General features: G+C 73.9%; 16 protein-coding genes. All 16 read left to right on the plus strand.

Going from position 1 to position 25,511, the window contains the following annotated elements; genetic code table 11:
* The first annotated feature begins 60 nt into the window (after positions 1-60).
* The 16 genes from EDD93_RS09460 to EDD93_RS09535 all read left to right on the plus strand — a co-directional run bounded on the left by EDD93_RS09460 (position 61) and on the right by EDD93_RS09535 (position 25,427).
* Positions 61-471 carry a MerR family transcriptional regulator gene (locus EDD93_RS09460; protein WP_123524725.1) on the plus strand — a complete coding sequence of 137 codons (411 nt, stop codon included), beginning with the start codon at positions 61-63 and terminating at the stop codon, positions 469-471.
* A gap of 527 nt (positions 472-998) precedes the next feature.
* Positions 999-1,715 carry a Crp/Fnr family transcriptional regulator gene (locus EDD93_RS09465; RefSeq protein WP_123524726.1) on the plus strand — a complete coding sequence of 239 codons (717 nt, stop codon included), beginning with the start codon at positions 999-1,001 and terminating at the stop codon, positions 1,713-1,715.
* Positions 1,716-1,810: 95 nt separating this feature from the next.
* Positions 1,811-2,644, plus strand: coding sequence for a hypothetical protein (locus tag EDD93_RS09470; protein WP_123524727.1), 834 nt, complete (start codon positions 1,811-1,813; stop codon positions 2,642-2,644).
* A 5-nt stretch (positions 2,645-2,649) separates the two neighbouring features.
* Entirely contained in the window at positions 2,650-5,292 is a 2,643-nt protein-coding gene (locus EDD93_RS09475) for a hypothetical protein (RefSeq protein WP_185092257.1), read from the plus strand.
* On the plus strand, positions 5,285-6,316 hold the full coding sequence (locus EDD93_RS09480; protein ID WP_123524728.1) for a hypothetical protein: 1,032 nt from the start codon (positions 5,285-5,287) through the stop codon (positions 6,314-6,316). The genes EDD93_RS09475 and EDD93_RS09480 overlap by 8 nt, the downstream gene beginning before the upstream one ends.
* Entirely contained in the window at positions 6,316-6,867 is a 552-nt protein-coding gene (locus EDD93_RS09485) for a Pycsar system effector family protein (RefSeq protein WP_123524729.1), read from the plus strand. The genes EDD93_RS09480 and EDD93_RS09485 overlap by 1 nt, the downstream gene beginning before the upstream one ends.
* An 86-nt stretch (positions 6,868-6,953) precedes the next feature.
* Positions 6,954-9,236, plus strand: a complete 2,283-nt coding sequence (locus EDD93_RS09490) for a VWA domain-containing protein (protein ID WP_185092258.1) — start codon at positions 6,954-6,956, stop codon at positions 9,234-9,236.
* Between the two features lie 142 nt (positions 9,237-9,378).
* Complete coding sequence (locus EDD93_RS09495; protein WP_123524730.1) at positions 9,379-13,032, plus strand: tubulin-like doman-containing protein; 3,654 nt, start codon at positions 9,379-9,381, stop codon at positions 13,030-13,032.
* Positions 13,029-15,617 (plus strand): hypothetical protein, encoded by a 2,589-nt coding sequence (locus EDD93_RS09500; protein WP_123524731.1) that lies wholly within the window; start codon positions 13,029-13,031, stop codon positions 15,615-15,617. The genes EDD93_RS09495 and EDD93_RS09500 overlap by 4 nt, the downstream gene beginning before the upstream one ends.
* Complete coding sequence (locus EDD93_RS09505) at positions 15,614-17,725, plus strand: hypothetical protein (protein WP_260255677.1); 2,112 nt, start codon at positions 15,614-15,616, stop codon at positions 17,723-17,725. Before EDD93_RS09500 ends, EDD93_RS09505 begins: the two co-directional genes overlap by 4 nt.
* Positions 17,722-19,800, plus strand: a complete 2,079-nt coding sequence (locus EDD93_RS09510) for a hypothetical protein (protein ID WP_123524732.1) — start codon at positions 17,722-17,724, stop codon at positions 19,798-19,800. The genes EDD93_RS09505 and EDD93_RS09510 overlap by 4 nt, the downstream gene beginning before the upstream one ends.
* A 197-nt stretch (positions 19,801-19,997) precedes the next feature.
* Entirely contained in the window at positions 19,998-22,148 is a 2,151-nt protein-coding gene (locus EDD93_RS09515) for a TerD family protein (RefSeq protein ID WP_185092259.1), read from the plus strand.
* 184 nt (positions 22,149-22,332) lie between these two features.
* On the plus strand, positions 22,333-22,746 hold the full coding sequence (locus EDD93_RS09520) for a YciI family protein (RefSeq protein WP_123524733.1): 414 nt from the start codon (positions 22,333-22,335) through the stop codon (positions 22,744-22,746).
* A complete protein-coding gene (locus EDD93_RS09525; protein ID WP_123524734.1) occupies positions 22,743-23,990 on the plus strand; it encodes an RNA polymerase sigma factor in 1,248 nt (415 codons plus the stop codon). Before EDD93_RS09520 ends, EDD93_RS09525 begins: the two co-directional genes overlap by 4 nt.
* A gap of 88 nt (positions 23,991-24,078) precedes the next feature.
* Entirely contained in the window at positions 24,079-25,035 is a 957-nt protein-coding gene (gene sigJ, locus EDD93_RS09530; RefSeq protein ID WP_123524735.1) for an RNA polymerase sigma factor SigJ, read from the plus strand.
* A gap of 32 nt (positions 25,036-25,067) precedes the next feature.
* The gene (locus EDD93_RS09535; RefSeq protein WP_123524736.1) at positions 25,068-25,427 is read left to right on the plus strand and encodes a DoxX family protein; all 360 of its coding nucleotides are present in this window, start codon (positions 25,068-25,070) and stop codon (positions 25,425-25,427) included.
* Positions 25,428-25,511 lie beyond the last annotated feature (84 nt).

Here is a 25,511-nt window from a genome sequence, read left to right on the forward strand (position 1 = left end):
TACGGTAGAGATGGGCGCAGGCCGCACCCGGCCCCGACGACAGACGAGGAAGGCGCCCGCGTGAGCAGCGAGCACATGCAGATCGGCGAGGTCGCCACGCGGACCGAGCTGTCGCTGCGCACCATCCGGCACTACGAGGAGACCGGCCTGGTCATCCCCTCGGCCCGCTCCCGGGGCGGCTTCCGCCTGTACACCGAGACCGACGTGGCCCGTCTGATGGTGATCCGGCGGATGAAGCCGCTCGGCTTCACCCTCGACCAGATGCGGGACCTCCTCGACGCCACCGACCACCTGGACGCGGTCCCGCCGCCGACGGGCGCCGAGCGCGAGGAACTCCTGGACCGGGTGCGTCACTTCGAGCAGGCCGCCGCCGGGCGCGTCGCCGACCTGCGCAAGCAGCTGGGGCGGGCCGAGGAGTTCGCCGGCACCCTGCGCGAGCGGCTGGGCGAGGACGCACCCACCCGCCCCTGAAGCGCACCGGGCGAGCGGCCTTCCGCCGCACCGGACAAGCGGCCCCGTCGCCGTGGCGGACGAGCAGCCTCCCCCGCCGCCCCGGACGAGCCGGCCCGTCGCCGTACCGCACAAGCAGCCCCCGTACCGGACAAGCGGCCCCGTCGCGCCGGGTGGGCGACCTCTCTTCGTACCGGGCGCGGAACGCCACCCCTGGCGGAAACCCGAGTTTTCGCCAAGTCCGCCTCTCACGCCCCTTCGTGCACCAATGAGCCCCGCCCTGCCCGTATGTGGGCCCTGACGGGCCCTGACCTCACGGTCAACGCCGGTCGACGCCGCGTGAGGGGGCGGCGCACGCACGTGCCGGGGCGGACGGGTGAGGAGGGTGCGACAGAGAGTGGCGGCGCTTCAGGCCGTCCAGCTGGCACTTCTGTCCCTACCGGCCGGTACCCGCGATGTGGCGCGAAGCACACCCCTGAAAGTGACGCTCTGGGACCATCAACGCCTATCAAATCCAGCCGTCCGGACCTGCCGCGGGGGGAGTGGCCATGGGGCTGCTCGGCAACGACCTGGCCTTCGCACGCGCCCTGACGGCCCACGAGCACGAGAACGTCATGGCGCTCGGGAACCGCAAGCTCTACGCGGCCGACACCCATCTCCTGTCGGAGGGGGACCGGTCCGGTCACGTCATGATCATACTTCAGGGGTGGGTGACCGTTTCCGTGGCAACGGACCGAGGCGCCACCCGGCTGATACTCGGCCTGCGCGGCCCCGGTGAACTCATCGGCGAAATGGCGGCGTTGGACAACCACCCCCGCAGCGCCACCGTCCGGGCGCTGGGCCCCGCGGCGGCGCAGGTCATCCCGGGGGACGCGTTCCGCCGCTTCCTCGCCCAGCACCCCCGCGTCAGCGGACTGGTGATACGTCAGCTCACCTTCCGGCTCCGCAGCGCCGACCAGGAACGGTCCGCGCTCGCCTCGCTCACCGTTCTGCAGCGGCTGGCCGTGCGGCTCACCGAACTCTCCCGCGCCGAACCCGCCGGCCCCTACACGCCGTCCGCGCCACGGCCCGCGCCCCTGCCCGCCGGCACCGTCGTCCACCTGGCCCAGGACGAGCTGGCCGCCACCGTCGGAGCCACCCGGGAGGCCGTCGCCAAGGCGCTCCGGCTGCTGCGGGACCAGCGCATCGTGCGGACCGGGACCCGGCAGGTGGAGATCCTCGATCCGGAACTGCTCGCGCTCCTCGCGGACGGCCATCAGGAGTAACTCCCCTCCTGTCGTGTGTAAACGACTACAGACGGCCCTCGTCCCGGGCCCGAGGCTGATGGGGGACGGCACAGCGACCAGGACAGGGGCACGAGGTGGACCACGACGTGACGGATGTCGCCGAGGCGCGCTACGAGCTGGTGATCAGCGTCGACGCCAGACGTTCCGGCGAGTACGACGACATCGAGAAGACCCGCATGCGTGCCCGGATCTACCGGGTACTGGAGACGGCGTTCACCCACACCAAGATCGCGCGGGACTCCCTGCACCTGGAGGACCGCGGCGACGGCGTGCTCGTCTCGGTGTCCGGCCAGGTCCCGGTCGCCCGGCTGCTCGGCCTGTGGATGGTGGAGGTGCACGAGAAGCTGCGGGACGAGAACCGCGCCCTGCGCGTACCGCTGGGGCTGCGGGTCGGCATGCACGTCGGGCCGGTCCGGCACGACGACCGGGGCATCGCCGGACGCGCCGTCGACCTCGCCTGCCGGCTCGCCGACTCCGCCGTCGCACGGCAGCTGCTGGACGCCGAGCGGGCCGATCTGGTGCTGGTCGTCTCCGGTTCGCTGTACGAGGACGTGGTGAGCGGCGGCGGCAAGTTCATCGAGCCCGCGCGCTACTCCGCCGCCCGCCTGGAGCTCAAGGAGGGCGCGGTCACCGCCTGGTGCCACCTCCCCGGACGGCCCGCGCCGGCCATTGGGCCCCGGGGCCCGCAGCCGGCCACCCGCGCCGGCGCCCACGACGTGAACGGCATGGACGAGGCGGACGACGTGAACGACGAGACGGACGCCGACGTCACCGCATCGCGCGACTCCGGCGAGGCCGACGCCCGCTACCACGTGCAGGGCGACATGTCCCAGCACTCGCAGAACATCTACCAGCAGCCCGTGCACATCGGCCGCACCACCGGCGACGCCGGCCGCCGGAAGGGCTGATCACCATGGGCGACGAGGAACAGGCGGGCGGTCCCCCGGACGTCGCTCCGCCCGACGCCGGCGACAAGGACGGCGGCCGGGGCAGGGAGCGGGAGCAGGGCAAGGAGAGGGACCGGGAACGAGGCAGGGACCGGGAAGGCGAACGGGACCGCGACCGGGACAAGCGCGGGGAGAAGGAGAAGGGCAAGGACCGCAGGCCCTCCTCCGACGAGCCGAAGAACGCCGCCGACGACGAGGACGACGACGGCCGGTCCGACGACAAGGACGCGGACGACCGGGAGTCGGAACGGGAGCGGGCCGCCGGGCGGTTCAGGGAGCACACCCGCAACCCGCTCGCCGAGGAGCAGAGCGAGGACGGCCCCACCAGCCTCGCCGCCGCCTCACGGGCGCACGGCGACGCCCGGCTGCTGTTCAACACCGGCCGGGACCTGCACAACTTCGACCGTACGCACATCGGCCGCGCCCATATCGGTGACACATACGTCCAGTTGGACGCGCGTCGCCCCGGTGCGGGCATGCGCAGCGGACCCGTGCCCGCCGACGAGCTGCGCAGGCTCCGCCGGGCCCACGTGGCGCCCGCCGGCTACGTACGGCTGCGCAACGCGCTCAGCGCCCGGCGGCTGCTGGTCCTCGGCGCCGCGCCCGGCACCGGCCGTACCGGTACGGCGCTCTCGCTGCTCGACGACATCACCAACTCCGCGGTGACGGACGCGGACAGGAACACGGGCGGGGACAGGGACACCGGTAGGCGTACCGGCACCGGGTCCCCGGCCGAGGACCGGGTGTGGCGGGTCGATCCGGACGACGGGGTGCGGCAGCTGGCCGAATCGCTGAGCGGCGAGGAGGCGCGCCGGGGCACGGGATACCTGCTGGAGCTGTCCCTCACCCGGCCCGGTGTGCTGCCGCCCGACGAGATCGACCTGGACCGGCTGGCCGCGGCCCTGGCCGGCTGCCGGGCCTTCGCGGTGATCGTGGTGACGGTCGGCTCGGCGGCGAACCCACTGCTGGCGGGCCGGTACGGGATGCTCTGCCCGCCCGCACCCACCCAGGAACTCCTCACCACCCGGCTCCGGGAGCGGCTGGAGGACCGGCCCGAAGCGGCCGCCGACGGCGCCGCGCCGACCGCCGAACTGCTGGCGCGCGCGGAGGAGCTGGCGGAGCGCGAGGAGGTCAGGAACGCGGTCGGGCTGGCGGACCTGCGCCCCGCCGAGGCCGAGCTGTACGCCGCGCTGCTGGCCGGACACGTGCTGGGGAACGTCTCCTACGAGGAGTTGCTGGCAGGGTGCCGGAGCCTGGCCGCCGAACAGGCGCAGGAGTGGTTCGCCGGGGTGGACCGGGCACTCGCCGTGCTCCCGGCCGACACGGAGGAGAACACAGGGCGGGCGGCGGCGCTGTTCCACCCGGTGGCGTTCCGTATCGCGCTCGCCGTGCTGGGCGGGGCATCGCACAGCGCGGTCGCCGCCGCGGCCCACCTGCTGACCTGGGAGCTGTCCGTACAGAGCGACCCGGACAACACCCCGGCCCGGCCGCTGTTCTGCGACGACCCGGACTCCGACCTGGCGCTCTCGCGCGCCGAGCTGAAGACCGGCCGGGTGGAGGTGGCCGGGGTCGACGTGGCGGCCCGGCTGATCTGGTACCGGGGAACCGCCCTGCCCGGCGCGGTGCTGACCGAGCTCTGGGACCGGCACTTCCCGGCCCGCGCCCCGGTCGTGCGCTGGCTGCGGCTGCTGGCGGACGACCCCAGGCCGCAGGTGTGGATGCGCGCCGCGGTCGCCGCCGGGGAGCTGTGCGTCCAGGACTTCGACCACGGTTACGTGGAGCTGGTCCGTCCGCTGGCCGAGGCGTCCTCGACCCGCCGCCGGTTCTTCGCGGCCACCATGATGGACCAGGCCGCCGGACACGCCTCGCACCGCAAGGCCGTCCGCAAGCTGGTCGACGACTGGGGCCGGCACGGGACGGACGCGCTGCGCTGGTCCGCTGCGATGGCCCTCGGATACGGCAACGCCGCCGCCTCGACCGGCGCCGCCCTGGACGCCCTGGCCCGCATCGGGGTCCGGGACGAGGGCGAGCAGATGGCGGTCGCCTCGCTCAACGTCGTACGGCTGCTGGCGCTTCCGGACGGGCCCGAGGTGCTGCGGCGGATGGCCGAATGGACGGGCCACAAGCTGGTGACGTACCAGGACCTCGGTCTGGTGACCACGGTCCGGCTGATGCTCACCTCCGTGGAGGAGGTGCTGTTCGACGCCGCCGGATCGCCGCTCGGCGACCTGGGCGACCGGGGTGACGGCGGCGACCGGCCGCTGGCGCTCGCCCTCGCCGCCGCACGCCCCGAACTGGTGCGGCCGATGGCCGACTTGATGTGGACCGCACTGAACACCGCACGGTCGAGGGACGTGGCGATGGACGCTCTGGAGTCCTTGCTGCGCTCGGCCGTGCGCGAGAACGGCTCCGAACGGGCACGACCGGGCCTGGCGGCACTGCTGCCCGTGCTCATGGCCGGGGAGCAGGACAAGCGGCGGCTGGACTGGCTGCTGCGCCGGATGATGAACGACCCCGAGAACCGGCTCCCCGACACGCAGGCGCGCGACCTGTGGTGGCTCGCCGTGCCGGCGCGGGGCCGGACGGGCGAGGAGGAGAGAAATGGCTGAGGACGAAGGCCCGGCACCGGCGGGCCCGCTCCTGCGGGAGTACACACCCACCGGGATCTTCCGGCAGACCAGTGCCCGCACGGCATCGGTGCTGTTCTACCGGAAGGGCGGCTACAGCGTGGCCACCGCCTCCGGAATCGAGCACTACAACAGACGACCGCTGGCCCGCGCGCACACCGTGTGCGAGATCGCGCTCGGCACGTACGGGACGACGCTGGAGATGGAGCTGCCCGCCAGGGGCGGCGCCTCGTTCTTCAAGGTCGAGATCGACATCCACTGGACGGTGACCGATCCGCACCTGGCCGCCACCGAGGTGGTGACCGATGTCGCCAAACGGCTCACCGCCCCGATCCTGGAGCGGCTGCGCGAGGTGTCGTCGGACTTCCCGGTGGCCGAGGCCGAACAGGCCAACCGGGCCATCACCAGTCACTGCGCGGGCGGGCGCTGGGCCGATCTGGGCGCCGATCTCGGCCTGCGGGTACGGCTGTACGTCCGGATGCGGGTGGACGACCGCACGATCAACCACATGGACGACATCCGGGCGGCACACGCCTCCGCCGAGGTGACGCGGGTGCACCAGGAGAAGTTCCGGGCCATGCTGCAGGGCGGCGAGCTGGACCAGCTCAGCTACATGCTGGCGGCCGAGCCCGAGGCGGCCAAGGACTTCCTGGAGAAGATCCGCCAGGAGGGCAGGCAGGACGAGAAGGAGCGCGTCGAGCGGCTCTTCGACATGGTCGACAGCGGCCAGATCCAGTCCAACGACCTGGAGACGCAGGCGCTCGCCCTCCTCAACCGGGGCCGCCGCCCCGTGCAGGGGCCGGTCGGCACGCTGCCCGCCCACCGCAGGGCCCCGGAGCTGGAGCCCGGGGCCGATGAGCCGTACGCCCCCGACTGGCTGGCGGACGGGCCGCCCGCCGGGGCGGGCCGCGGGACCGGGCCGAGGGAGCCCGAGGACCGGGCACCGGAGCGTCCCCGTCGGCGCCGGGACGCGGACGACGGATGGTCCTGGGCGGAGGAGGACTGATGACTGCCGACGGCGGGGCACGGACCTCCCCCGATCCGGTCGTAACCGTGCAGGGCGGGGGGCCGCACGGCTACGACCGGACGGGGGAACGCATCGCCGAACGGCTGCTCGGCACGGTCCGGGAGGACCTCGGCCGGGCCGACTCCAAGGCGGCGGTGCTCCTTTCCGGGGCACTGGCGCTGCCGGCCTTCCTGATCGGGCGGCACGGGGCGCCCGACTGGCACGGGCCGGCCGACGCCACGCTGATCGCGGCGGGGGCGCTCTGGATCGTCGCGGTGACCGCGCTGGTCCGGGCGCTCATGCCACGTACCGGCACGGTCCGCAGCGGGCGCGGGGTCACCTACTTCGGCGATCTGCTCGCCCCGTACGACCTGGTGCGGCTGTCCGCCGAGGTCGCCGAGGCCGGGCGGGACCCGGCCAGGTGGCTGCTCATCCAGGCCGTGGACGTCAGCTCCATCCTGGCCGCCAAGTACCGGGCCATCCGCTGGGGCGTCGGCACGCTGGCGCCCGCGGCGGCGCTCGCCATGGGCTGGAGCCTGATCGCACGCTGAGCCGCCCGCGACGACGCCGCACGGGCGCGCACCACGGCCCGTCACAAAGAACCGCAGAGCCACAGAGACTGAATAAGGGGACGGCCGTGGGAAGAGTCAGGGCAGGACGGCGGACGGGAAGGGGCCGGCTGCGCCGGAGCGCGCTCTGCGCGCTGGGCGGCGCCGCCGTGCTCGCGGCCCTGTTGTCACCCGCCGGTCATGATCCGGTGCCGGTGGCGGCGTCCGAACCGGCCTCCGCCGCGGTCAACTACGCCGTCGGCGTGGACGAGTCCGCCAGTCTCGCGCCCGCGGACATGAAGGCGGAGAAGGCCGCCGCCTCGCGGATCGCGATCGGTGACGTCTCCGAGGCCTCGAACGTCACCGTCTTCGGCTTCGCCGCCGCCGAGACCGGTGACCAGCGGGCGGTCGACCCGGTGTGCCCGCGCACCCAACTGGACGCGGCCGGGCGCGAGTCGATCGGCGGGTGCGTCGGCAGACTGCGCAGCCGCAAGGCGGACGAGGGCACCGGCACGGACTTCCCGAGCGCGATACGCCAGGGGGTGCACGATCTGAGCACCGGCACCGACCCCTCGGTGCCCCGGGTGCTGTTCCTCCTCACCGACGGCCGGATGGACGTCACCGACAGCGAGAAGTACGGCGGCGAGGCGCACCGCGCGGCCGAGGGCGAGCGCCAGCTGACCGCGGCGCTCAAGGAGGCCGCCGCCCAGCAGGTCCAGGTCTGGCCGCTGGGCTTCGGGTCCGCCCCGGACAAGGCGCAGCTCGACCGGATCGCGGCCGGCGGCTACCAGAAGGGCTGCGTCGAACTGCCCTCCGCGCGCCCGAAGGCCGGCAAGGTCTCCGGCGCGAAGGACGTCGGCCCGATGCTGGAGAAGATCTTCGCCGCGGCCCACTGCCTGCGCTACAGCCGGGGCCCCAGTGACCGGCCGCCCACCACGCTGGAGATCGGGGTCTCGCCGCTGGCGACCGTCGGCAGCATCGTGGTCGACAAGGGCGACCCCGAGGTGACCGCGACCTACTTCGACCCGAGCGGCCACAAGGTGCCCACCTCGGGCACGTACCGCAGCTCGAAGTTCGAGCTGGCGGGGGCCGGCGGCACCGTCGAGGCGCTGAAGATCACCGACCCGGTGCCCGGCGTCTGGAAGGTGAAGGTCGAGGCCCCGGAGGGGCACCGTTCGCTGCCCGTCGGCGTCAGCGTGCTCTGGCACGGCGAGCTGCGCGGAGCCATCACGATGGACCCGCCGTCGCCGCAGGCCGGCCAGAAGACCAAGGTGTCCATGCGGCTGCAGACCCGCGAGGGCTACGAGATCAAGGACCCGCGCGACTACGCGGGGCTGCGGGTGTCGAGCACGCTGACCGGGGACGGGTTCGAGCCGCTGGAGCTGAGCCTCACCGACGACGGCACCGGCGCCGACCCGGAGAAGGGCGACGGCTCGTTCACCGGGACCGTGCAGATCCCCAAGGGGGCCGGGGGCGCGCTGAAGGTGACCGGCACCCTGACCGCCTCGGGGCTCACCGCCGACGTGCGCAGCGAGAGCGGCGAGGTCCCGCCGGGCGAGCCGGCCGTCGTCGCCGGGCTCAACCTGCCCGCCGCCGACGTCCATCCCGGCGCCACCGTCGAGGGCACCCTGTCCGTCCACAACACCAGCAACGCCCCGCACACCCTTCGGCTGTCCGTCGCCGACATCGGCCGCGACATGCTCACGGCCGGCCCGGCGCAGATCGTGCTGAAGCCCGGCGAGACCGGCACCCGGAAGGTGAGCGTCGAGGTCGCTCCCGCCGACGTCTTCGGCGACCGGCTCGGCGACGACGGGCTGCGGCTGGGCGGCACCCTGCGGGTCGTCGACGCCACGGACTCCGACCGTCCGCTGGTGGGGTCCCCGCTGTCGGTGCGGGTCACGCCGGAGCCCGGGATCTGGGAAAGGTACTGGTGGGCGTTCATGGCCGGCGCCGTGCTCGCCGTACTCGCCGCCGTGGCGGTCGCCGCCTGGCGCAGGCTGCGCCGGCGCCGCCGCGACCCGTTCGGTCTGGTGCTGCAACTGGTCTCCGAGCAGGGCGACATCCTCAGCGAGCACCCGGCCGGGCACGGGCACAAGCAGTGGTACGAGTTCGCCGTCGTCGAACCCCACCGCAGCCCGCGCATCGAGCGCCGCGCCCACGGCCAGTACGCCGTCCAACGCAGCCCCGAGGGCGGCGCCGTACTGCGCACGCGTGGCGGCGGGCGGACCCGGCTGCCCGTGCAGGGCCGGGTCGAGCTGACGGACTCGCTGAGCCTGTCCCTCGGCGCCCAGCCGGGCGCCCCCGCCGCGGGCCCGTCCGCGCCGACGGCCGCGGACGGGGGCGCGAGCACCTACGACGAGACGTACCTGTGACGGGCGGGGGCGGGCCGGTGCGCCGGAATCCCGCCCCCCGTGCACGGGCCCGGGGCCGCCGAGCCAAGGGGGCCCGTGGACGCAACGAGGACGTACCGAGGACGAACCGGCCGTCGACACGGCCGTAAGCGGGGAGGAACCCATGAAGATCTTCCAGCCGATGCTCTTCGTCGGACTGGGCGGCACCGGTGGTCTGGTCGGCGCGGAACTGGAGCGCAAGCTGCGCGCCGAACTGTGCGGTCCCGACGGTGTCGCGCTCAGCCACCTGGGCGGCCACGCCCCCTACCAGCTCCCGGACTGCCTGCAGTTCGTGTACGCCGACTACAGCGAGTCCGATCTGCAGCGGCTGCCGCAGTTCAATGTGGACCCCTCGCTGCGGGCCGCGTACGCCCGCACCTCGCGGGCCACCCACAACCTGCTGCCGAACTTCGACAGTTCGCCGGAGGTGACCAAGATGCTGCGGGCGAGCCTGCGCGAGGAGGTCTCCGACTGGCTGCCGCCGCGCACCGACGAACCGAAGGTCACCCCGCTCCACAACGGTGCGGGCCAGCTGCCCACCGTCGGGCGGGCCGCGCTCTTCGCGACGCTCCGGCACAGCCTGGCACCGGTCCTGGAGCCGCTGCTGCAGGCGATCGACGCGATCGCCAGGGCCTCCGGCGAACTGAGCGAACTGGGCGGCGGCAAAGCCACCGGCTGCGATGTGTTCGTCGCCTTCTCGGTGGCCGGGGGGACCGGCGCCGGGATCTTCCTGGACTACCTGCACCTGATCAACTACGCCTTCCAGCTGCGCCGTTTCGACGGGGTGAAGATCTACCCGCTGGTCGTGATGCCGTCCTCGTTCTCCGCGTCCGGCGGCGGCGGCCGGGAGGCCGAGCTCAACGCGGCCCGCGCCCTGGTCGACCTGTTCCGCCTCGTGGACGGGCAGAACGCGCCGACCGAGGGCGAGGAGATCGGCGACCTGGACCACAGCCCCGGGATCGGCATCCGCTACCCGGGCATGACGCCGATCCGGCTGCGGACCGGCATCCTGCCCACCGCGTTCCTGTTCAGCCCGACCGCGGGCATCCGCCAGGACGACCTGCGCCGCTCCATCGTCTCCCTGGTGATGTCGCTGATCGGCACCGAGTTGGGCGACGGGCGCTCACGCGGCCGGGTGACGGCGGCCGACGACGACTTCCAGACCTTCGCCGCGAGCTTCATCAACCGAGGGGTGCAGCGCAGCGCCGTGTCCCCGACCGGGATCGGCAGACAGGGCGTCTCCACCAGCCTGGTGGCCTCGATGACCGCGCCGATGGACCAGCTGGCCGATCTGGTGGCCGGCCGGCTGCTGCGCAAGGCGGTCACGGATCTGGTGGAGCGGCCGCGCGCCACGCTGCGGGAGAGCGCCGTACCGATGATCCGCCAGCTGTTCACCGACGCCCAGCTCGAAGAACTGTGGGAGCGTCGGCAGTTGGACGTGCCGGAGCCCGATCCGCTGCCGCGCGGCAGCAAGGCCATCGAGCAGGCGCTCGCCGAGCGGAGCGCGGACATGCAGCGGCTGCTGTCCGACCTCCAGTTCAAGGCCGACCGGCAGGCCGCCTCGATGGCCGACCGGTTCTCGCCGCGCCCCGCCATCGACAAACTCCTCCAGACCGTCGACCCCTTCCTCGCCGAACGTGTCGTACGGGGTGTCCCCGGGAGCGACGAGCAGATCGCCCGGCTCGGCTTCCTGGGCATGCTCAACAGCCGGGCCGGCGCGCCCCAGCGCCCGCCGGGCGTGACGGAGCAGCCGCCGAAGAACCCCCGGATCAAGGGCCGGCTGGCGGGGATGTCGCCGGCCCGCTGGGGCGACGACGACGTGCAGGCCGCGCTCCGGGCGCAGGACAGCTGGTACCAGTGGCGCAGCCGCTCCGTCTGGCACGAGGCCTGGCGCGAGCAGCAGCAGCGCTGGCAGTCCCACGCGGACACCGCCGGCACCGATCTGGGCCGCCTGGTGAACGCCTTCCGCAAACACTCCGACCAGGAGCGCAAGATCTCGGCGCAGAAGGGCCTCGAACTGTACGAGGACCGCACCGGAATCTCCTACCTGCTGCCGCCCCAGCGCACCCTCAACCACTTCTACGAGGACCTGGTCACCCGGCTGATCCGCCGGGAGGGCCTGCGGGAGCACGACGACGAGGCGGCGCTCCTGCTGAAGATGATCGACGGGGACACCTGGCGCAACGTCCACACGCTCAGCCGGCGCAGCCCGGACAGCGCCGTCGCCGTCGTCAAGGCGCAGTTGGAGGGCCGCATCACCCGGCTGTTCGCGGAGAGCGGCGAACAGCTGGAGGAGCGACCGCTGCTGCCGCCGATGGGCACCCTGCTGGCCGCGGCGGCGGGTGACGCGGACGCCGCGGACCAGGTCAGCAAGGAGGCCCTGGACCTGTTCGGCCGCAAGCTGACCGGGCTGCTGCCGGTGGGGTTCACCCCGGAGGGCACCGGCCCCCTGCGGGTCCTGGTCACCCACCCCCGGGTGCAGGCCGTGGACGAGGTGAAGGAGTACCTCGGCAAGACGCTCCGGCTGCCGTCCGACGCGAAGAACTCGGTGGACTACCGGGGCGTGGAGAGCGACTCGATCACCGTCGTCCTGTTCCGCAGCGAGATGAGCCTCACCCAGGTGCCCGAGGCCCGCAAGGTGCTGCGGCAGTGGGCCAGGGCGAAGGAGTCCGAGCAGGCCCAGGACGTGCTGCGCTGGCGTCAGCGGCTCGGCTACCGCGACAGCTGGATGGTGAGCAGCGAGGAGGACCGGCGCACGATCCTGCACCGGCTGCTGTGCTGCATGTGGAACGGCCAGGTGGACGTCGTGGACGGTGACCCCGCGTCGCCGGACCGGGTGCGGCTGCGGCTGTTCCCCGAGACCGGCCCGAGTGTGCCCGGGGTCCGGCTGCGGCTGGGCGACTTCCCCGGTGGCGTGTCGAGCTGGGCGGAGCTGCTGCGGGCGTACGAGCGCTGGACCGTGCTGGACGACGAGCGGACCGTCGAGGACTACTGCCAGGGGCTGATGGGTGCCCAGCCGCTGGGGCTGGCCAGGACCGGCAGCGATCCGCATCCGCTCTTCGTCGAGCTGGTCGAGAAGATCGCCCCGCGCCAGCTGGAACTGCTGGCCGAGCGCAGGGAGCGGGGCGGCGAGCGGGTCGAGGGCTGGGTCCGGCCGCTGTGGGAGTTCTGGGCGGAGACGCTGCCGGCCGCGCTGGACACCGAGTTCGGGGACCAGCGCGCGGTGCAGCCGACCCTGCGCACCCTGCTGGAGCACGTGCGCGGCGGTACGCCCGAGCCCCGGGCCCGCAAGGAGTTCCCGGAACCCCGGCGTCCGGTCGCCGATGACGACGACTTCGGCACCGCACCGGGCGCCTCCAGCGGCTACGCGGCCTCCCGGAGCGGTGACGGCGGGGGCGGCGGCGCGTACCGCTCGCGCGACCCGTACCCGGAGCCGGAACGCGGCACCCGGGGCGAGCGCGGGCGCGAGGCGTATCCGGAGCCCGAGCCCGAACCCGTCGCACGGCGGGAGCGGGAGGCCTACACGGACCGCGAGCGGCACACGGACCGCGAGGGATACAGGGACCGCGAGCAGCACGGGGAGCGCACGGCGTACGACCCGTTGGGGGCGGACCCCGACGACGATCCGTTCGGCGGCGGCCCCCGGCGGTCCGCGCCCGGGGAACGCGCCGACAGGCCGGCGCCCTGGGACGACGACTCCGGCGACCGGGACCCGTACCGCGACAACGGCGACAACGACCGCTACCGGCGCGGCCCCCTGGACGGTGATGCGGAGTGATCACGCGCGAGGACGTCGCCACCGTCATCCACCTGGACCTGCGCAGCGGCGCCGCGGCGCTCGACGCCGCCGCTCCCCTGCGGGCCAGGATCGCCCGGCAGCTCGGCCTCGCCGGGCTGCCGGAGCCCGACTACCCGCTGTTCCTGGTGGTCGACACCCCGGCCGGACTGACCGACCACCAGCGGCAGTACGAGCTGCTCACCACCTACCGCGCCGTCGGCGAGGTGCGGATGCTGGTCCTGCTGGTGGGCAGCGCGCCCGGCTCGTACGCCGGTGAGGACGAGGCGTTCCAGCCGGACCGGCGGCTGGAGCGGCCCTCGATACTGCGGTCCTCCGGCATCGCCCTGCTGTGGGCGGGCGACCTGCGCTCCGCCCGCACCGCGCTGGAGCAGCCCGCGCCCGACGACCCGGACGCCCTGGCCGTCCTGGTGGACCTGCTGTCGGTCCCGGACGTCTTCCTGCGGGTGCTCGACGACCTCGGCTCCCTGCCGGAGGCCGTCGCGACGCCCGGGGTGCGGCTGCTGGAGCAGGACCTGCCTCCGGAGGTACGGGAGCGGGCCTGGCGCGACGCGCTGCGCCGGTTCGCGGGCGAGGACACCGAGCCGGCGCCCGACCTGCCGGTGGCCACGTGGTCCGGCGCCGATCTGCCGGAGCCGCTGCGCGGGCTCGCCACCGGCCGCTCGGGGCGCGACCAGCGCCACCGGGAGCCGGGCGGTCTGGCGGACAGCGCGTACGGCTCGTGCGCGCGGGCCCTGGACCAGGCCCGCTCCACCCTGGCCGGGCTGCGGGCCCTGACCGGGCTGCTGCGGGCCTCGCACCGGGAGGCGTTCGAGGCGGATCTCGACCAGGCCCGCGAGGCGCTCGGCCAGTACCGGGAGCTCGTCACCACCGCCCTGCACAGCGACGGCGGTTCCGGCGCGGCGCCCTCGTCCGCCGAGGCCGCGGCCAGGCTCGCGGCGCTCGGGCTGCGGGTGCCATCGGCCGAGGGGGTGGGCGAGCGGATCGGTGAGGGGCTGCGGGAGTTCGCCAAGAAGCTGATGGGCCAGAAACTGGCGCTGCGCGCGGTGGCCCAGCGCTTCACCGGCCTTGCCGGTCAGGTGGAACCCGTGCCCGGTTCCGCGCTGCTGCCGAAGCTGGCCGACCACTCCGCCGAGGCCGTGGCCCGGCGGTCCGGCACGCGCGGCGGACCGCTGCCCGACTTCGTCACCGGTCCGGCGGCGACCGCGCTGGCGGCCGCGGCGGGGGCACTCGGGGCGCTCTGGCAGTGGCCGCTGGCGCTGCTCGCGGTCATCGTCCCGCTGGTGTTCTTCGGCGTGGCGGGGCTCGGCGCGTCCCGGCTGCGCGACGAGCCGGCCGCCCACCGGTCGGCCGGCCCCCGGATCGCGGCGGTCGGCGGCGCGGCGGCCGGGCTGGCCGTCGCCTACACGACGGACCCCCCGGCCTGGCTGAGCACCGCCGGACTGCTGGTGGGGGCCGTCCTCGCGGTGGAGACGGCCCGCAGGCTCTGGGACGCGGCGGCCGCCTACTGGGCCGCCGGCCAGGGCGCGACGGCCCTGCGCCGGGCGCTGGACGGGCTCGACGGCCTGCTGGCCGAGGTGGTCCGTGAGCACTGGGCGGCGGAGGAGCGGCTGTACTGCGCCGACGCGGCACGGTCCGTCGCCGGGATGCTGCGGGCCACGGCGGCCGCCGCGGACGCCGAGGCGGTACCCGCGCCGGAACAGGTCCCGGTGCACGCGGGGCCGGTGGCCGACCCGCTCGCGGCGGAGAGCTGGCTGGACAACCCCTCGGCCCTGGAGGGCGACGCGTTCGCCGCCTCCGACGACGTGGACGACGAGGACGCCGGCTGGGCGAGCGCGTACACCCGGCAGGGGGAGCGGTCCTGGGACGAGCCGGCGGACGGGTGGCACCCCGCCGCCATGCCCGCCGACCCGTGGGAGGACCACACATCCGCGACGCCGCGCTGGCTGGACCGCGAGAGCGGCGAGGGCGGGTCCGAGCTGGTCGCCACCCTGGCCGACGACCTGACGGACGCCGCGATGGTCGCGATGAACCAGTACTGGGGCGCCGTCGAACGCGGCCAGGCCGGTACCCGCGCCATCCACAACACCGAGGTGCGGGTGCGAGAGCTGCTGTCCTCGGCCCGCCACCACCTCCGGCGCAACGGCGTACTGGCGCCACCGCCGTTCGCCGCCGCCCACCGCACCCGCACCGGTTCCGCGAACCTGCTGGGCACCGACCCGCACGGACTGGCCGAACTGGTCGGCGCCGAGACCGACCGGCGGGCCGTGGTGCAGCTGTCCTCGCCCGAGCAGGGGACGCTGCTCAGCCGCGACCCGGACGCGGCGGTATGGATCCGCTTCGCACCGCAGGCCGTCCGGGGCGAGGTCGAGACGGCCTGGCGGGCCGGCGGTTCGCCGCAGCCGGAGGACGTGCTGTGGACCTCCTCGGGCCGCTACGCCGGCCTCATCCGGCTCACCCCGCTGCGCATGGGCGTGGTGGAGAACGTCCGGCCGTACCAGAGCCCCCAGCAGAACCCCGGGGGCGACTGGCTGGAGTACGAAGCGAAGGACGGCGACCGCTGGTGACCAGCACCTCTCACTCGCACCTGGCGGACGGCCCGCAGAGCCCCCGGCGGCTCACGCTCACGTTCAACACACCCTCGGGCCTGCGCCGCACCACGCCGGCCCGCTTCGGCGCGCGGGTGTCCCGACGCGATCCGCAGCTGCCGCAGCTGATCCGCAACACGCTCCTGGAGGACCAGGGCCAGAACTGCGTCCAGGTGCGGCTGACCGCGCCCGACGCGGCGAACCCGGCGGCCCGCGCCCTGCTGGACACGGAGGTGGGCACCGCCCTGCGCCTGCACCGGGCCTTCGGCGGCTCACCGGCGGGCGCGGCACTCTTCCCGAAGATCATCGGTCATGAGCTGGACACGGCCGAGCCGTACCTCCTGTACGAGCCGCCGCGCGGATTCGCCGCCGCCCACACCCATGTGATGTCCGCGACCGACCAACGGCCCCTGGCCCACGGCCTGATGCGGGCGCTGTGCCTGCTGGGCAGCCAGGGCCTGGTGCCCCGCGGCATCTCGCCCTCCACCGTGCTGTGGGACGGCGAGACGCTCCAGCTCTGGGGCCTGGAGGCGGTGGCCCGCGCCGGGCGGCCGCGGACCCGCTGGGGCCGGGCGCCCTACTGCTCGCCCGAACAGCGCCGCGCGGAGGGGCTCATCGACCCCCGGGACGCGGTGTGGAGCGCCGCCCAGGTGCTCTACCAGCTGGTCACCGGCCGGCCGGGCCCCGCCGACCGGGTGCCCGCCGACCTCGCCTCGCACCGGGTGCTGGCCGAGACGCTGCGTGGCGCCTTCGCCCCGCTCGCCCGGGACCGGCCGACCCCCGCCCAGCTGCTCGAACTCCTGGACCCCGGCGCGTCCCGGCGCCTCGCGCTCGACGTGCCCGCCGACGAGGCGCAGCCGCACCGGGAGGCCTTCGAGCAGACGCTGCGCCTCAAGCGGCAGGCGCCCGCCGCCGAACCCCACGACGAGCCGGACGGGCCGGGAGCCGGCCAGGTGGTCTGCCCGTACTGCCTGGAGAACATCCAGCTCGACCTCGGCTCGCTGTTCGTCACCGACAGCCGGATGCAGTACCAGCCGCTCAACCCCTCGGGCATCGCCAACCCGTTGCGGCGCCAGGACGTGATGCGCGGCGCCGTACAGAAGTGCACGGCCGACCCGGAGTTCCCCGAGCACTTCATCCCGGTGCCCTATCTGACGTACGGGAAGCCGCTGACCATCGCGATGGTCGGCCAGTCCTCCACCGGCAAGAGCCATCTGCTGACCCAGATGATCGCGGCGATCACCGACGGCGGCCTGGAGCCGTTCGGACTGAAGTGGCAGTCCGTCAACCCGGAGCAGCACGCCCGGTTCGTACGGGAACGGGTGCAGCCGCTGCGCAACGGCAAGGTCCTCGACCACACCAGCGGCGTCGGCCTGGACGGCTTCGCCCGCTTCGTGGAGTCCCTGCTGATCACCGACGCGCAGGGACAGGTGCGGCCGGTCGCCTTCTTCGACCTGGGCGGCGAGGACCTCGTACGGACCGACTCCGCGCTCCGCTTCCTGCTCGGGGTCGACGCCATGGTCTTCGTCGTCGACCCGGCGCTCGCGCTCCCGCTGCCGCAGCTGGACCACGCCAGGGAGCACCTGGGCCTGGAGGTGAACCGGGACGGCGATCTCGCCTTCGCCACGGTTCTGGACCGGCTGCCGAAGAACGGCCCGTACCTGGACGTGGCGGCCGCGATGGTGCTCGGCAAGGCCGACCTGCTGCGGTTCCAGCCCCCCGTCGACCGGTGGCTGGACGAGGCGGCGCCGACCGCGCTCGACCCGGCGCTGGCCCGGGAGGAGAGCGGGGACGTGTACGCGTTGCTGCGCCGGCTGGCCGGACAGGCGTGGCTGCGCCCGTTCGACTCGATCCGCCGGTGCACCCTGCACGTCTCCTCGGCCACCGGTGGCCAGGAGGCCGAGGGCCGCTACCCGGTGGGGGCGGGCCCGCGCCGGGTGCTGGAGCCGCTGCTGTCGCTGCTGGCGATGCACGGACTGATCGAAGTACCCGGCGGCGCCGAGGCGTTCGCGGTGGGCGGGGCGACCGCGATGGAGGCGGTACCGCTGCCGGAAGCGAGTGATTCCCCGAGAGAGGAAACGATGTGAGCGACTTCCAGGACCGGAGGCCCGCTCACCGGGACCCGGCCGGACCCCGCCGCCGGGACGGGCAGCAGCCCCGGCGGCGCGGCGACGACCAGGGCCCGGTGCACCAGGCGGTCTTCCGCTGGGAGGGCAACCAGGGCCGCCAGGGCACCGGCATGAAGGCCGTGGCCCACTCCTGCCCGGCCGAACTCGCGGACGAGCTGGGCCGGGAGCTGGGCCGGTTGCTGTGGGTGTCCGGTACGGCGGCCCCGAGGCAGAGCGTCGTGCGCACCCGGACGGCCGACGGGCGGATCATGCTCGTACGGCGCTGGCCCACCACGGACCGGGGCGGCCGGCCCAGCACGGTCAGCCACGCCCTGATCGGTGACGCGCGGACCCTGGGGACCGAGAAGTGCCTCGGCCTCACGCACGGCGGCTGGGGCAGCACCCGGGAGTCCGCCGAACGGGCTGCCGGTGAACTGAAGCTGGTGGATCTCGCCCGGCTCGAACCGCGGGTGTCCCAGTGGCTGAGCGGCATGACCGGGCAGCTTGAGACCGTCCGGCGCACGCTGATCCTGGTCGCCGCGGAGTGGCTGCGCGATCCGGAGCAGCGGGTGTCCCTGCTGACGGACGAGGTGGACCCGGGCGGCGGACTCGGCCCGGACGACGTGCCGTTGGTGTACCTGGGCCTGTACCGGCTGTTCGGTTCCTGGCTGGGCCGGGACTGGACGTTCGCCACGTACGACACGTCCGACACGCATCAGCTGCGCCTGATGTGCGTGTCGCGCTGGGAGCCGGACGCGGGCGGCTCCGGCCCGCTGGCCCGGATCACCGGGCGGATGGCGGGCGAGCGGAAGTTCGAACACCTCGCGGCCGCCCGGCTGGTGGACCACCTCCTCGCCCACCCGGCCGCCGCCCCGGGCGTACCGCAGCTGACGGACCTGCTGAGGGACGGTGCGGCCCTCGGCTGGCAGCGCCGGCGCGTCCTGCTGAACGAGATCCTGGAGGCCGAACACCGCCGCGGCGCCCGCGCCACCGCTCCCCCGCAGCGCCACCTGGACACGGACCACGACCCGGAGGAGACGGACCGCCTCCCGGAAGAACCGCCCCGCGCCCCGGACCGGGCAGCGGCCGAGGGCCCGTCGGACCCATGGCCCGAGCACCCGGCCGCGACCCCGGCAGCCGAACGCCCCGCCCCGCCCCCCGAACCCCTGACACCACCGCCCCCGGCCGTACCACCGGCACCCGCATCTCCGGCACCCCCCGCATCCCCCACGCACCGCTCCGGGCCGCCCGCAGCCGGATACACGAGGGCCGACGACAGTTACGCGGCCGCACCGGCCGCACCTGCGGCCAGGCTCGAAACGGCGCTCCACGAGGAGCTCCTCGACCACCGGCGCGGTGACACCGTCGGGCGCGGCGTGCTCGCTGAGCGGATGCGCGCTGTCCCCGACGAACTGCTGCTGGCCGAACTGCGGGCCGACGGGATGCCGCAGGAGTCCGTGGAACTGCTGCTCGACGAGCTGGGGAGCGTCGGCCGGGTCTCGACGCGGCCGGAGTCGATGCGCCACGAGCTGTGCGCGGAAGCGCTGCGCAACGGCCTGTACTTCGCACCGAACAGGCCGGGCGCGGACTCCGTCTCGCGGACCGTCCTCGCCGAACAGTCGGCCGCGCTGTTCACCTGGGCCGTGGCTCCGCTGGCCCGGGACGGACGCTATCTGCGCGATCTCCAGGAACTGCTGCACCGCATGAGCCGGGACCGCAACCCCGCCGCGGGCAACTGGCTCCGGCAGAGCATCACCGACCCTCCCCTCGGCAGCGCACCCGATCTCCCGCCCGTCCTGTGGCAACAGCTCCTGCGGGACAGGATCACCCAGACCCCGGTGACCTACCCGGCCCCCCGCACCCAGCAACCACCCCCGTCCCCGCTCGCCCCCGCCCCGGCCCCCGTCCCCGCACCCGATTCCCCGTCGGCCACGCGGGAACCCCCGACCTGGCTGGACCGGCTCACCGAACGGACGAACCAGGTCGGCTGCGTGGTGGGGTCGTCCCTCGGCCTGGTCCTCGTGGCGATCGCGGCCGTGCTCATCTTCGGGTGACGGCCCCGGCCGTAGTGGGGCTTCGGAACGGGGCGCAGCACCGCATCCGGAGTTCACGATTCCTTCACGTCTGCCACATATCAGCGCTACCGTTCCCCTGGTGTGCAGCGAGTTGCGCTGCGTAACGAATCACCATGTGGCCGCCGCCAGGGCACGTCCCCGACGCGGTGGCGCGTTTTCTGGGGGGCGGGAACCGTATGCGGGAGCTGAGCAAGGGCGCCAATGTAGGCCTGGCGGAGCTGAGTGCCGATGCCGGGTCGGTCATCGCGAGTCTGAGCTGGAGCAGCAACGCGGGGGACGGCGACGCCGATGTCTCCGTGCTGCTGCTGGACGCCAACGGAAAGGTCCGCAGCGACGCCGACTTCTTCTACTACAACAACCCGGCGGCGGACGACGGCAGCGTGCACCTGCTGGGCAAGACTCCGACGGACAGCGGGAGCGAGGACCGCATCAGCCTCGACCTGACCGCGGTCCCCGCCGACGTGGAACGTCTCGTGGTCGCCGCGAGCCGGTACGGCGGCTCCCGGTTCGGCGAACTCGACGATCTGCGGATGACGGTCGCCGACCGCGCCGGGGAGGTGCTGCTGGGCTTCTCGATCGGCGACGCCGGGGTGGAGAGCGCCTTCATCTTCGGTGAGCTCTACCGGCGCGGCACGGAGTGGAAGTACCGGGCCATCGGCCAGGGGTACGAGACCGGACTGGCCGGCCTGGCCACGGACTTCGGTATCGATGTCGACGACGAGGGCGAGCACGAGGAGGAGAGCGGCGAGCAGAGCGGGGAGCAGCACCTGGAGGGCGGCGCCGACGGCGGGACCGCGAACGCGCCGGAGCTCGTGGAGCGGCCCCCGTCTCCGGCCGATGAGCCCCTCGCGCCGGCCTCCGCGCCGCATGCCGTCCCGCCGCCTCGCCGGCCGGCCGGCGAGGCCGTAGCCGTAGCTGATCGGGGTACGGGCCCGGCGGCAGCGCCGCCCAGGCGCACACGCGGCCCCAGGACCGCGAAGAAGAAGGTGACGCTTCCGGCTGTGGCGAAGAAGACGCTCGCCGAGAACGACACATGGAGGTCCGCGCGGCTGTTTCCCGCGCCGTCGCTCAAGAGCGACAAGGAGCGGGAGGTGCGGGCCACCTCCGTACTGCTGTCGGTGATGGCGCAGGTACCGGAGTTCGGGCGCAGGCTCACGGCTGCGTTCGGCGCACCGGCCGGCCGCATGGAGACGTTCACCGAGGTCTCGCTCCCGCACGGGGACACCCCCAAGCGCCCGGACGGGGTGATCCGGGTGGAGCGGGCCGGCAAGCTGTGGACCGCTCTCGTCGAAACGAAGACGAACGGGAACGGACTGAAGTCGGAGCAGGTTCAGAACTACATGGACATCGCCGCCCGGCGTGGTTACGAGGCCGTCATCACGCTGTCCAACGACGTTGCCCTGGAGGGCAGTCCACTCGTCGACGTCAAGACCGACGGGCGGCGCAAGCACAAGGTCGCCCTCTGGCACCTGTCCTGGGCCGAGGTGACTCATCAGGCGCACATGCTGATCCGGCACGAGGGTGTCGGAAACGCCGCACACGCCTGGCTCCTCCAGGAACTCCTGCACTACCTCCAGCACGAGAACTCGGGCTGCCACGGCTTCCAGAACATGGGCGCGTCGTGGGTGCCCGTACGCAACGGCATCGACACGGAGACGCTCGGCCAGGACGATCCACGCGCCGTCGAGGTCGTCGAGAGCTGGGAACGGCTCATCCGCCAGGTATGTCTGCGGCTCGGTGGACAACTGGGCCAGAAGGCCCTCCCCGTGCAGCGCGCCCCGCGCGGCACCACCCCGCAGTCCCGGCGGGCGGCGCTCGCCGCACAGCTCTGCGAGGAAGGGCGCCTCACCGCAGGCCTGCGCGTCGACGGTTCGCCCGGCGTCATCACGATCACCGCGGACCTCCGGACCGGGAAGCTGCGCACCTCGGTGGAAATCCCTGTGCCGGAGGGCGCGTACCCGCTCACCTCGGCCAAGCGGCTGATGCGTCAGCTGGCCGAGGCACCCGCCGATCTCCACGTCGAGACGCTCATCGAGGGGCACAGCGGCCCGCGCGGGACCCTGGAGCGCCTGCGGCCCGAGCCGGGCGACATGCTCCCCAAGGACGGCAGCCGGATCGCAGGCTTCCGGCTCTCCCTCTTCAAGGGCATGGGCGGCTCACGCGGCAACGCCGAGTCCGGCTTCATCCGCAGCGTCGACGACGCGGTGGACCGCTTCCACGCACACGTCGTCGCGCACCTTCCGCAGGCCGAGCGCCGCACCGCGCGCCGGTCCCCGGAGCAGGTCTCCGCACCGGCTGCCGCATCAGATGCGCCGGTGCCCGTCTGAGCACGCGACGTGCCCGCGCGGGGGCCGCCCGGGAGATTCCCGGGCCGCCCCCGGTGGGCTGTTCCGGGAACTTTTCGGGTTCTCGCGAGAAATCTCCGGCGCGGTGTCGAGGACCGTCCCGCGGTTCCGACGTCCCCTGTGAAAGCCGCCCACGAGGGGCGGCGGGGACACAAGGAGCGCAACGATGAAGTACATGGTGATGGTGCAGGGCTCGCAGGCCGGCTACGAGGCGATGCGCGGCAACGCGAGCGCCGGTGTTCCGGCCTGGAGCGAGAAGGACGTGCAGGCCATGTTCGCGTTCATGGGCGCGGTCAACGACGATCTCGCCGAGAGCGGTGAGCTCGTCGACGCCAACGGACTGACCGAACCGGCCAGGGCCCGGTTCGTCCGGGCGGGCGAGGACGGCCGTCCGGTGATCACCGACGGTCCGTACGGGGAGACGAAGGAGCTGCTCGCCGGGTACTGGATCCTCGACTGCGAGAGCCTGGAGCGGGTCACCGAGATCGCCGCGCGCGTCGCGCAGTGTCCGGCGCCCGCCGGAACCCCCGACAGCGCGGTGGTCATCCGGCCCGTGGACGACCTCGGAGGCGATGTGTGAGACGTACGAGCGAGGTCGAGGACCTGCTGCGGCTGCACGCCCCGCAGGTCCTCGGCGCGCTGGTACGCCGGTACGGGCATTTCGACCCGGCCGAGGACGCGGTGCAGGAGGCGCTGCTCGCCGCAGCGCGGCAGTGGCCGGAGCAGGGGGTGCCGGACAATCCGCGCGGCTGGCTGATCAGGGTGGCCTCGCGGCGGCTCGTTGACCGGCTGCGCAGCGACGAGGCGCGGCGGGCACGTGAGGAGACGGCGGCGGCGCTCACGCCCAGGGACGCGTTCACCACGCCGCCGCCCGACGAGCCCGCGGCGGGCGGCGGCCGGGCGCCGTCCGAGGACGACACCCTCACCCTGCTCTTCCTGTGCTGCCATCCGGAGCTGGCCCCGGCCGCGCAGATCGCGCTCACGCTGCGGGCGGTCGGCGGACTGACCACCGCCGAGATCGCCCGCGCGCATCTGGTGCCGGAGGCGACGATGGCGCAGAGGATCAGCCGGGCGAAGCGGCGGATCCGGGGCGCGGCCTTCGTCCAGCCGGGTCCGGCGGACCGCGACGGGCGGCTGGGCGCCGTGCTCCAGGTGCTCTACCTGATCTTCAACGAGGGGTACACGGCGACCTCCGGCCGCGCCCTGCACCGCGCCGAACTGGCCCGGGAGGCGATCCGGCTGACCCGTTCGGTGCGCCGGCTGCTGCCCCGGGACGGTGCGGTGACCGGGCTCCTGGCCCTGATGCTGCTGACCGACGCCCGCAGCGCCGCGCGCACCGGGCCGGACGGGGAGCTGGTCCCGCTCGACGAACAGGACCGCACCCGCTGGGACCGGGCGGCCGTCGCCGAGGGCACCGCACTCGTCGAGGAGGCGCTGCACGAGGGCCCGGCCGGGCCGTACCAGGTGCAGGCGGCGATCGCGGCACTGCACGACGAGGCACCCCGGGCCGAGGACACCGACTGGCCGCAGATCCTCGCGCTGTACGACGTCCTGGTGCGCCTCGCCCCCGAACCGATGGCCGAACTGGGACGGGCCGTCGCCGTCGCGATGGTGCACGGCCCTGCGGCCGGACTGGCCGAGGCCGACGCGCTCGCGGACCGGCTCGCGGGCAACCACCGGCTCGACGCGGTCCGCGCCCACCTGCTGGAGCGGGCCGGTGACCCGGCCGGGGCCCGCGCCGCCTACCTGGCGGCGGCCGCCGCCACGCTGAGCCTCCCGGAGGCCCGCTACCTGCACGGACGGGCGGACCGGCTCGGCGGCTGAGGGCTCGTCCCCCGTCCGGTCCCGCGCCGATGTCACACTCCTGCCCCCGGCAGCGCTCTCAGGGTGTAACCGCGACAGGAGGCACCTGATGTCCGACCCCGCCCCCGGCCACCGGCCCGGAACCGACCCGGACCCCGGTCCCGACGGCGCCACCGATGTGTTCGTCGACCATCGCGAGCTGCTGTTCTCACTCGTCTACAACATGCTCGGCAGCGTCACCGACACCGAGGACGTGCTCCAGGAGACCTGGCTCTCCTGGACCGCCCGCCACGAGGCGTCGGACGCCGGACCGATCGAGAGCCCGCGCGCCTACCTCGTACGGATCGCCGTGAACAAGGCCCTCTCACGCCAGGCCGCCATCAGCCGCCGCCGCGAGACGTACGTCGGTACGTGGCTGCCCGAACCCCTCGTCTCGAACGCCGACACGCCGCCGCCCCCGGACGACGGGACCGCCGAGCGGGCGGAGCAGGCCGAGTCCGTGTCGATGGCGATGCTCGTCGTGCTGGAGACGCTGAGCCCGCTGGAGCGCGCCGTCTTCATCCTCCACGAGGTGTTCGGCTACGCGCACACCGAGACGGCCGGGATCCTGGGCCGCAGCCCCGCCGCCGTACGGCAGCTGGCCCACCGCGCCCGCGACCACGTCCAGGCCCGCCGGCCGCGCCACCGCCCCGATCCGCTGCTGCACCGGCGGGTCACCGAACGCTTCCTGGACGCGGTGTTCGGCGGCGACCTGGCCGCGCTGATGCGGCTGCTCGCCCCCGACGTCACGCTCTGGGCCGACGGCGGCGGGAAGTCCCCGGCGGCCGGGCCGCTCCCGGTGCACGGCAGCGACAACGTCGCCCGGCTGCTGATCTCCCGCGCCTCGCACCGCGAGGGCCTGGAGATCGCCTACCGGCAGGTCAACGGCGACCCTGCGGCAGTGCTGTTCAGCGGCGACACCCCGTTCGCCGTGATGGTCCTCGACCTGGCACCGGACGGTGAACGGATCAGCGACATCTACAACGTCGCCAACCCCGACAAGCTGCCGCCCGCCGCCCACGGCTGAGCACCCCGACAACGAAAGACGGGAGAAACACCATGCTGTTCGTCCTCTACGCCGTGGTCACCGCGCTGACCGCCGCCATCAACCTCATGTCCGCGATATTCGACTTCCGCCGCTACGAGCCGATCCTCGTCAACATGGAGAAGGCGGGAGTGCCCGCCTCCTCGCTGTTCGGGCTGGGTGTGCTCAAGGCGGCGGGGGCCGTCGGGCTGCTCGTCGGCTTCGGCGTCCCGCTGATCGGCACGGCCGCCGCCGTGGGGCTCGCGCTGTTCTTCACCGGGGCCATCGCCGTCCATCTGCGCGCCCGCGACCACGGGTACTGGCTGCCCGCCGCCTTCCTGCTGCCGGCCGTCGCCTCCCTCGTCCTGGGGGTGGCCCACCACGGTGCCTGGTGACGAAAGCAACGGAAAGTGGCGGCAAACGGCTGCAATCGGCGGCGAACCGCTCCGCCCACGGTGATGGTGCTGGCCGTCGCACCC

The organism is Streptomyces sp. 840.1, assembly GCF_003751445.1.
Lineage (GTDB): Bacteria > Actinomycetota > Actinomycetes > Streptomycetales > Streptomycetaceae > Streptomyces.

Excerpts from the sequence above, each read along its gene's own strand:
- EDD93_RS09480 (WP_123524728.1), top strand. The coding sequence starts at position 5,285 with ATGGCTGAGGACGAAGGCCCGGCACCGGCGGGCCCGCTCCTGCGGGAG.
- EDD93_RS09495 (WP_123524730.1), top strand. The coding sequence starts at position 9,379 with ATGAAGATCTTCCAGCCGATGCTCTTCGTCGGACTGGGCGGCACCGGT.
- EDD93_RS09475 (WP_185092257.1), top strand. The coding sequence starts at position 2,650 with ATGGGCGACGAGGAACAGGCGGGCGGTCCCCCGGACGTCGCTCCGCCC.
- EDD93_RS09515 (WP_185092259.1), top strand. The coding sequence starts at position 19,998 with ATGCGGGAGCTGAGCAAGGGCGCCAATGTAGGCCTGGCGGAGCTGAGT.
- EDD93_RS09535 (WP_123524736.1), top strand. The coding sequence starts at position 25,068 with ATGCTGTTCGTCCTCTACGCCGTGGTCACCGCGCTGACCGCCGCCATC.
- EDD93_RS09485 (WP_123524729.1), top strand. The coding sequence starts at position 6,316 with ATGACTGCCGACGGCGGGGCACGGACCTCCCCCGATCCGGTCGTAACC.
- EDD93_RS09465 (WP_123524726.1), top strand. The coding sequence starts at position 999 with ATGGGGCTGCTCGGCAACGACCTGGCCTTCGCACGCGCCCTGACGGCC.
- EDD93_RS09520 (WP_123524733.1), top strand. The coding sequence starts at position 22,333 with ATGAAGTACATGGTGATGGTGCAGGGCTCGCAGGCCGGCTACGAGGCG.
- sigJ (WP_123524735.1), top strand. The coding sequence starts at position 24,079 with ATGTCCGACCCCGCCCCCGGCCACCGGCCCGGAACCGACCCGGACCCC.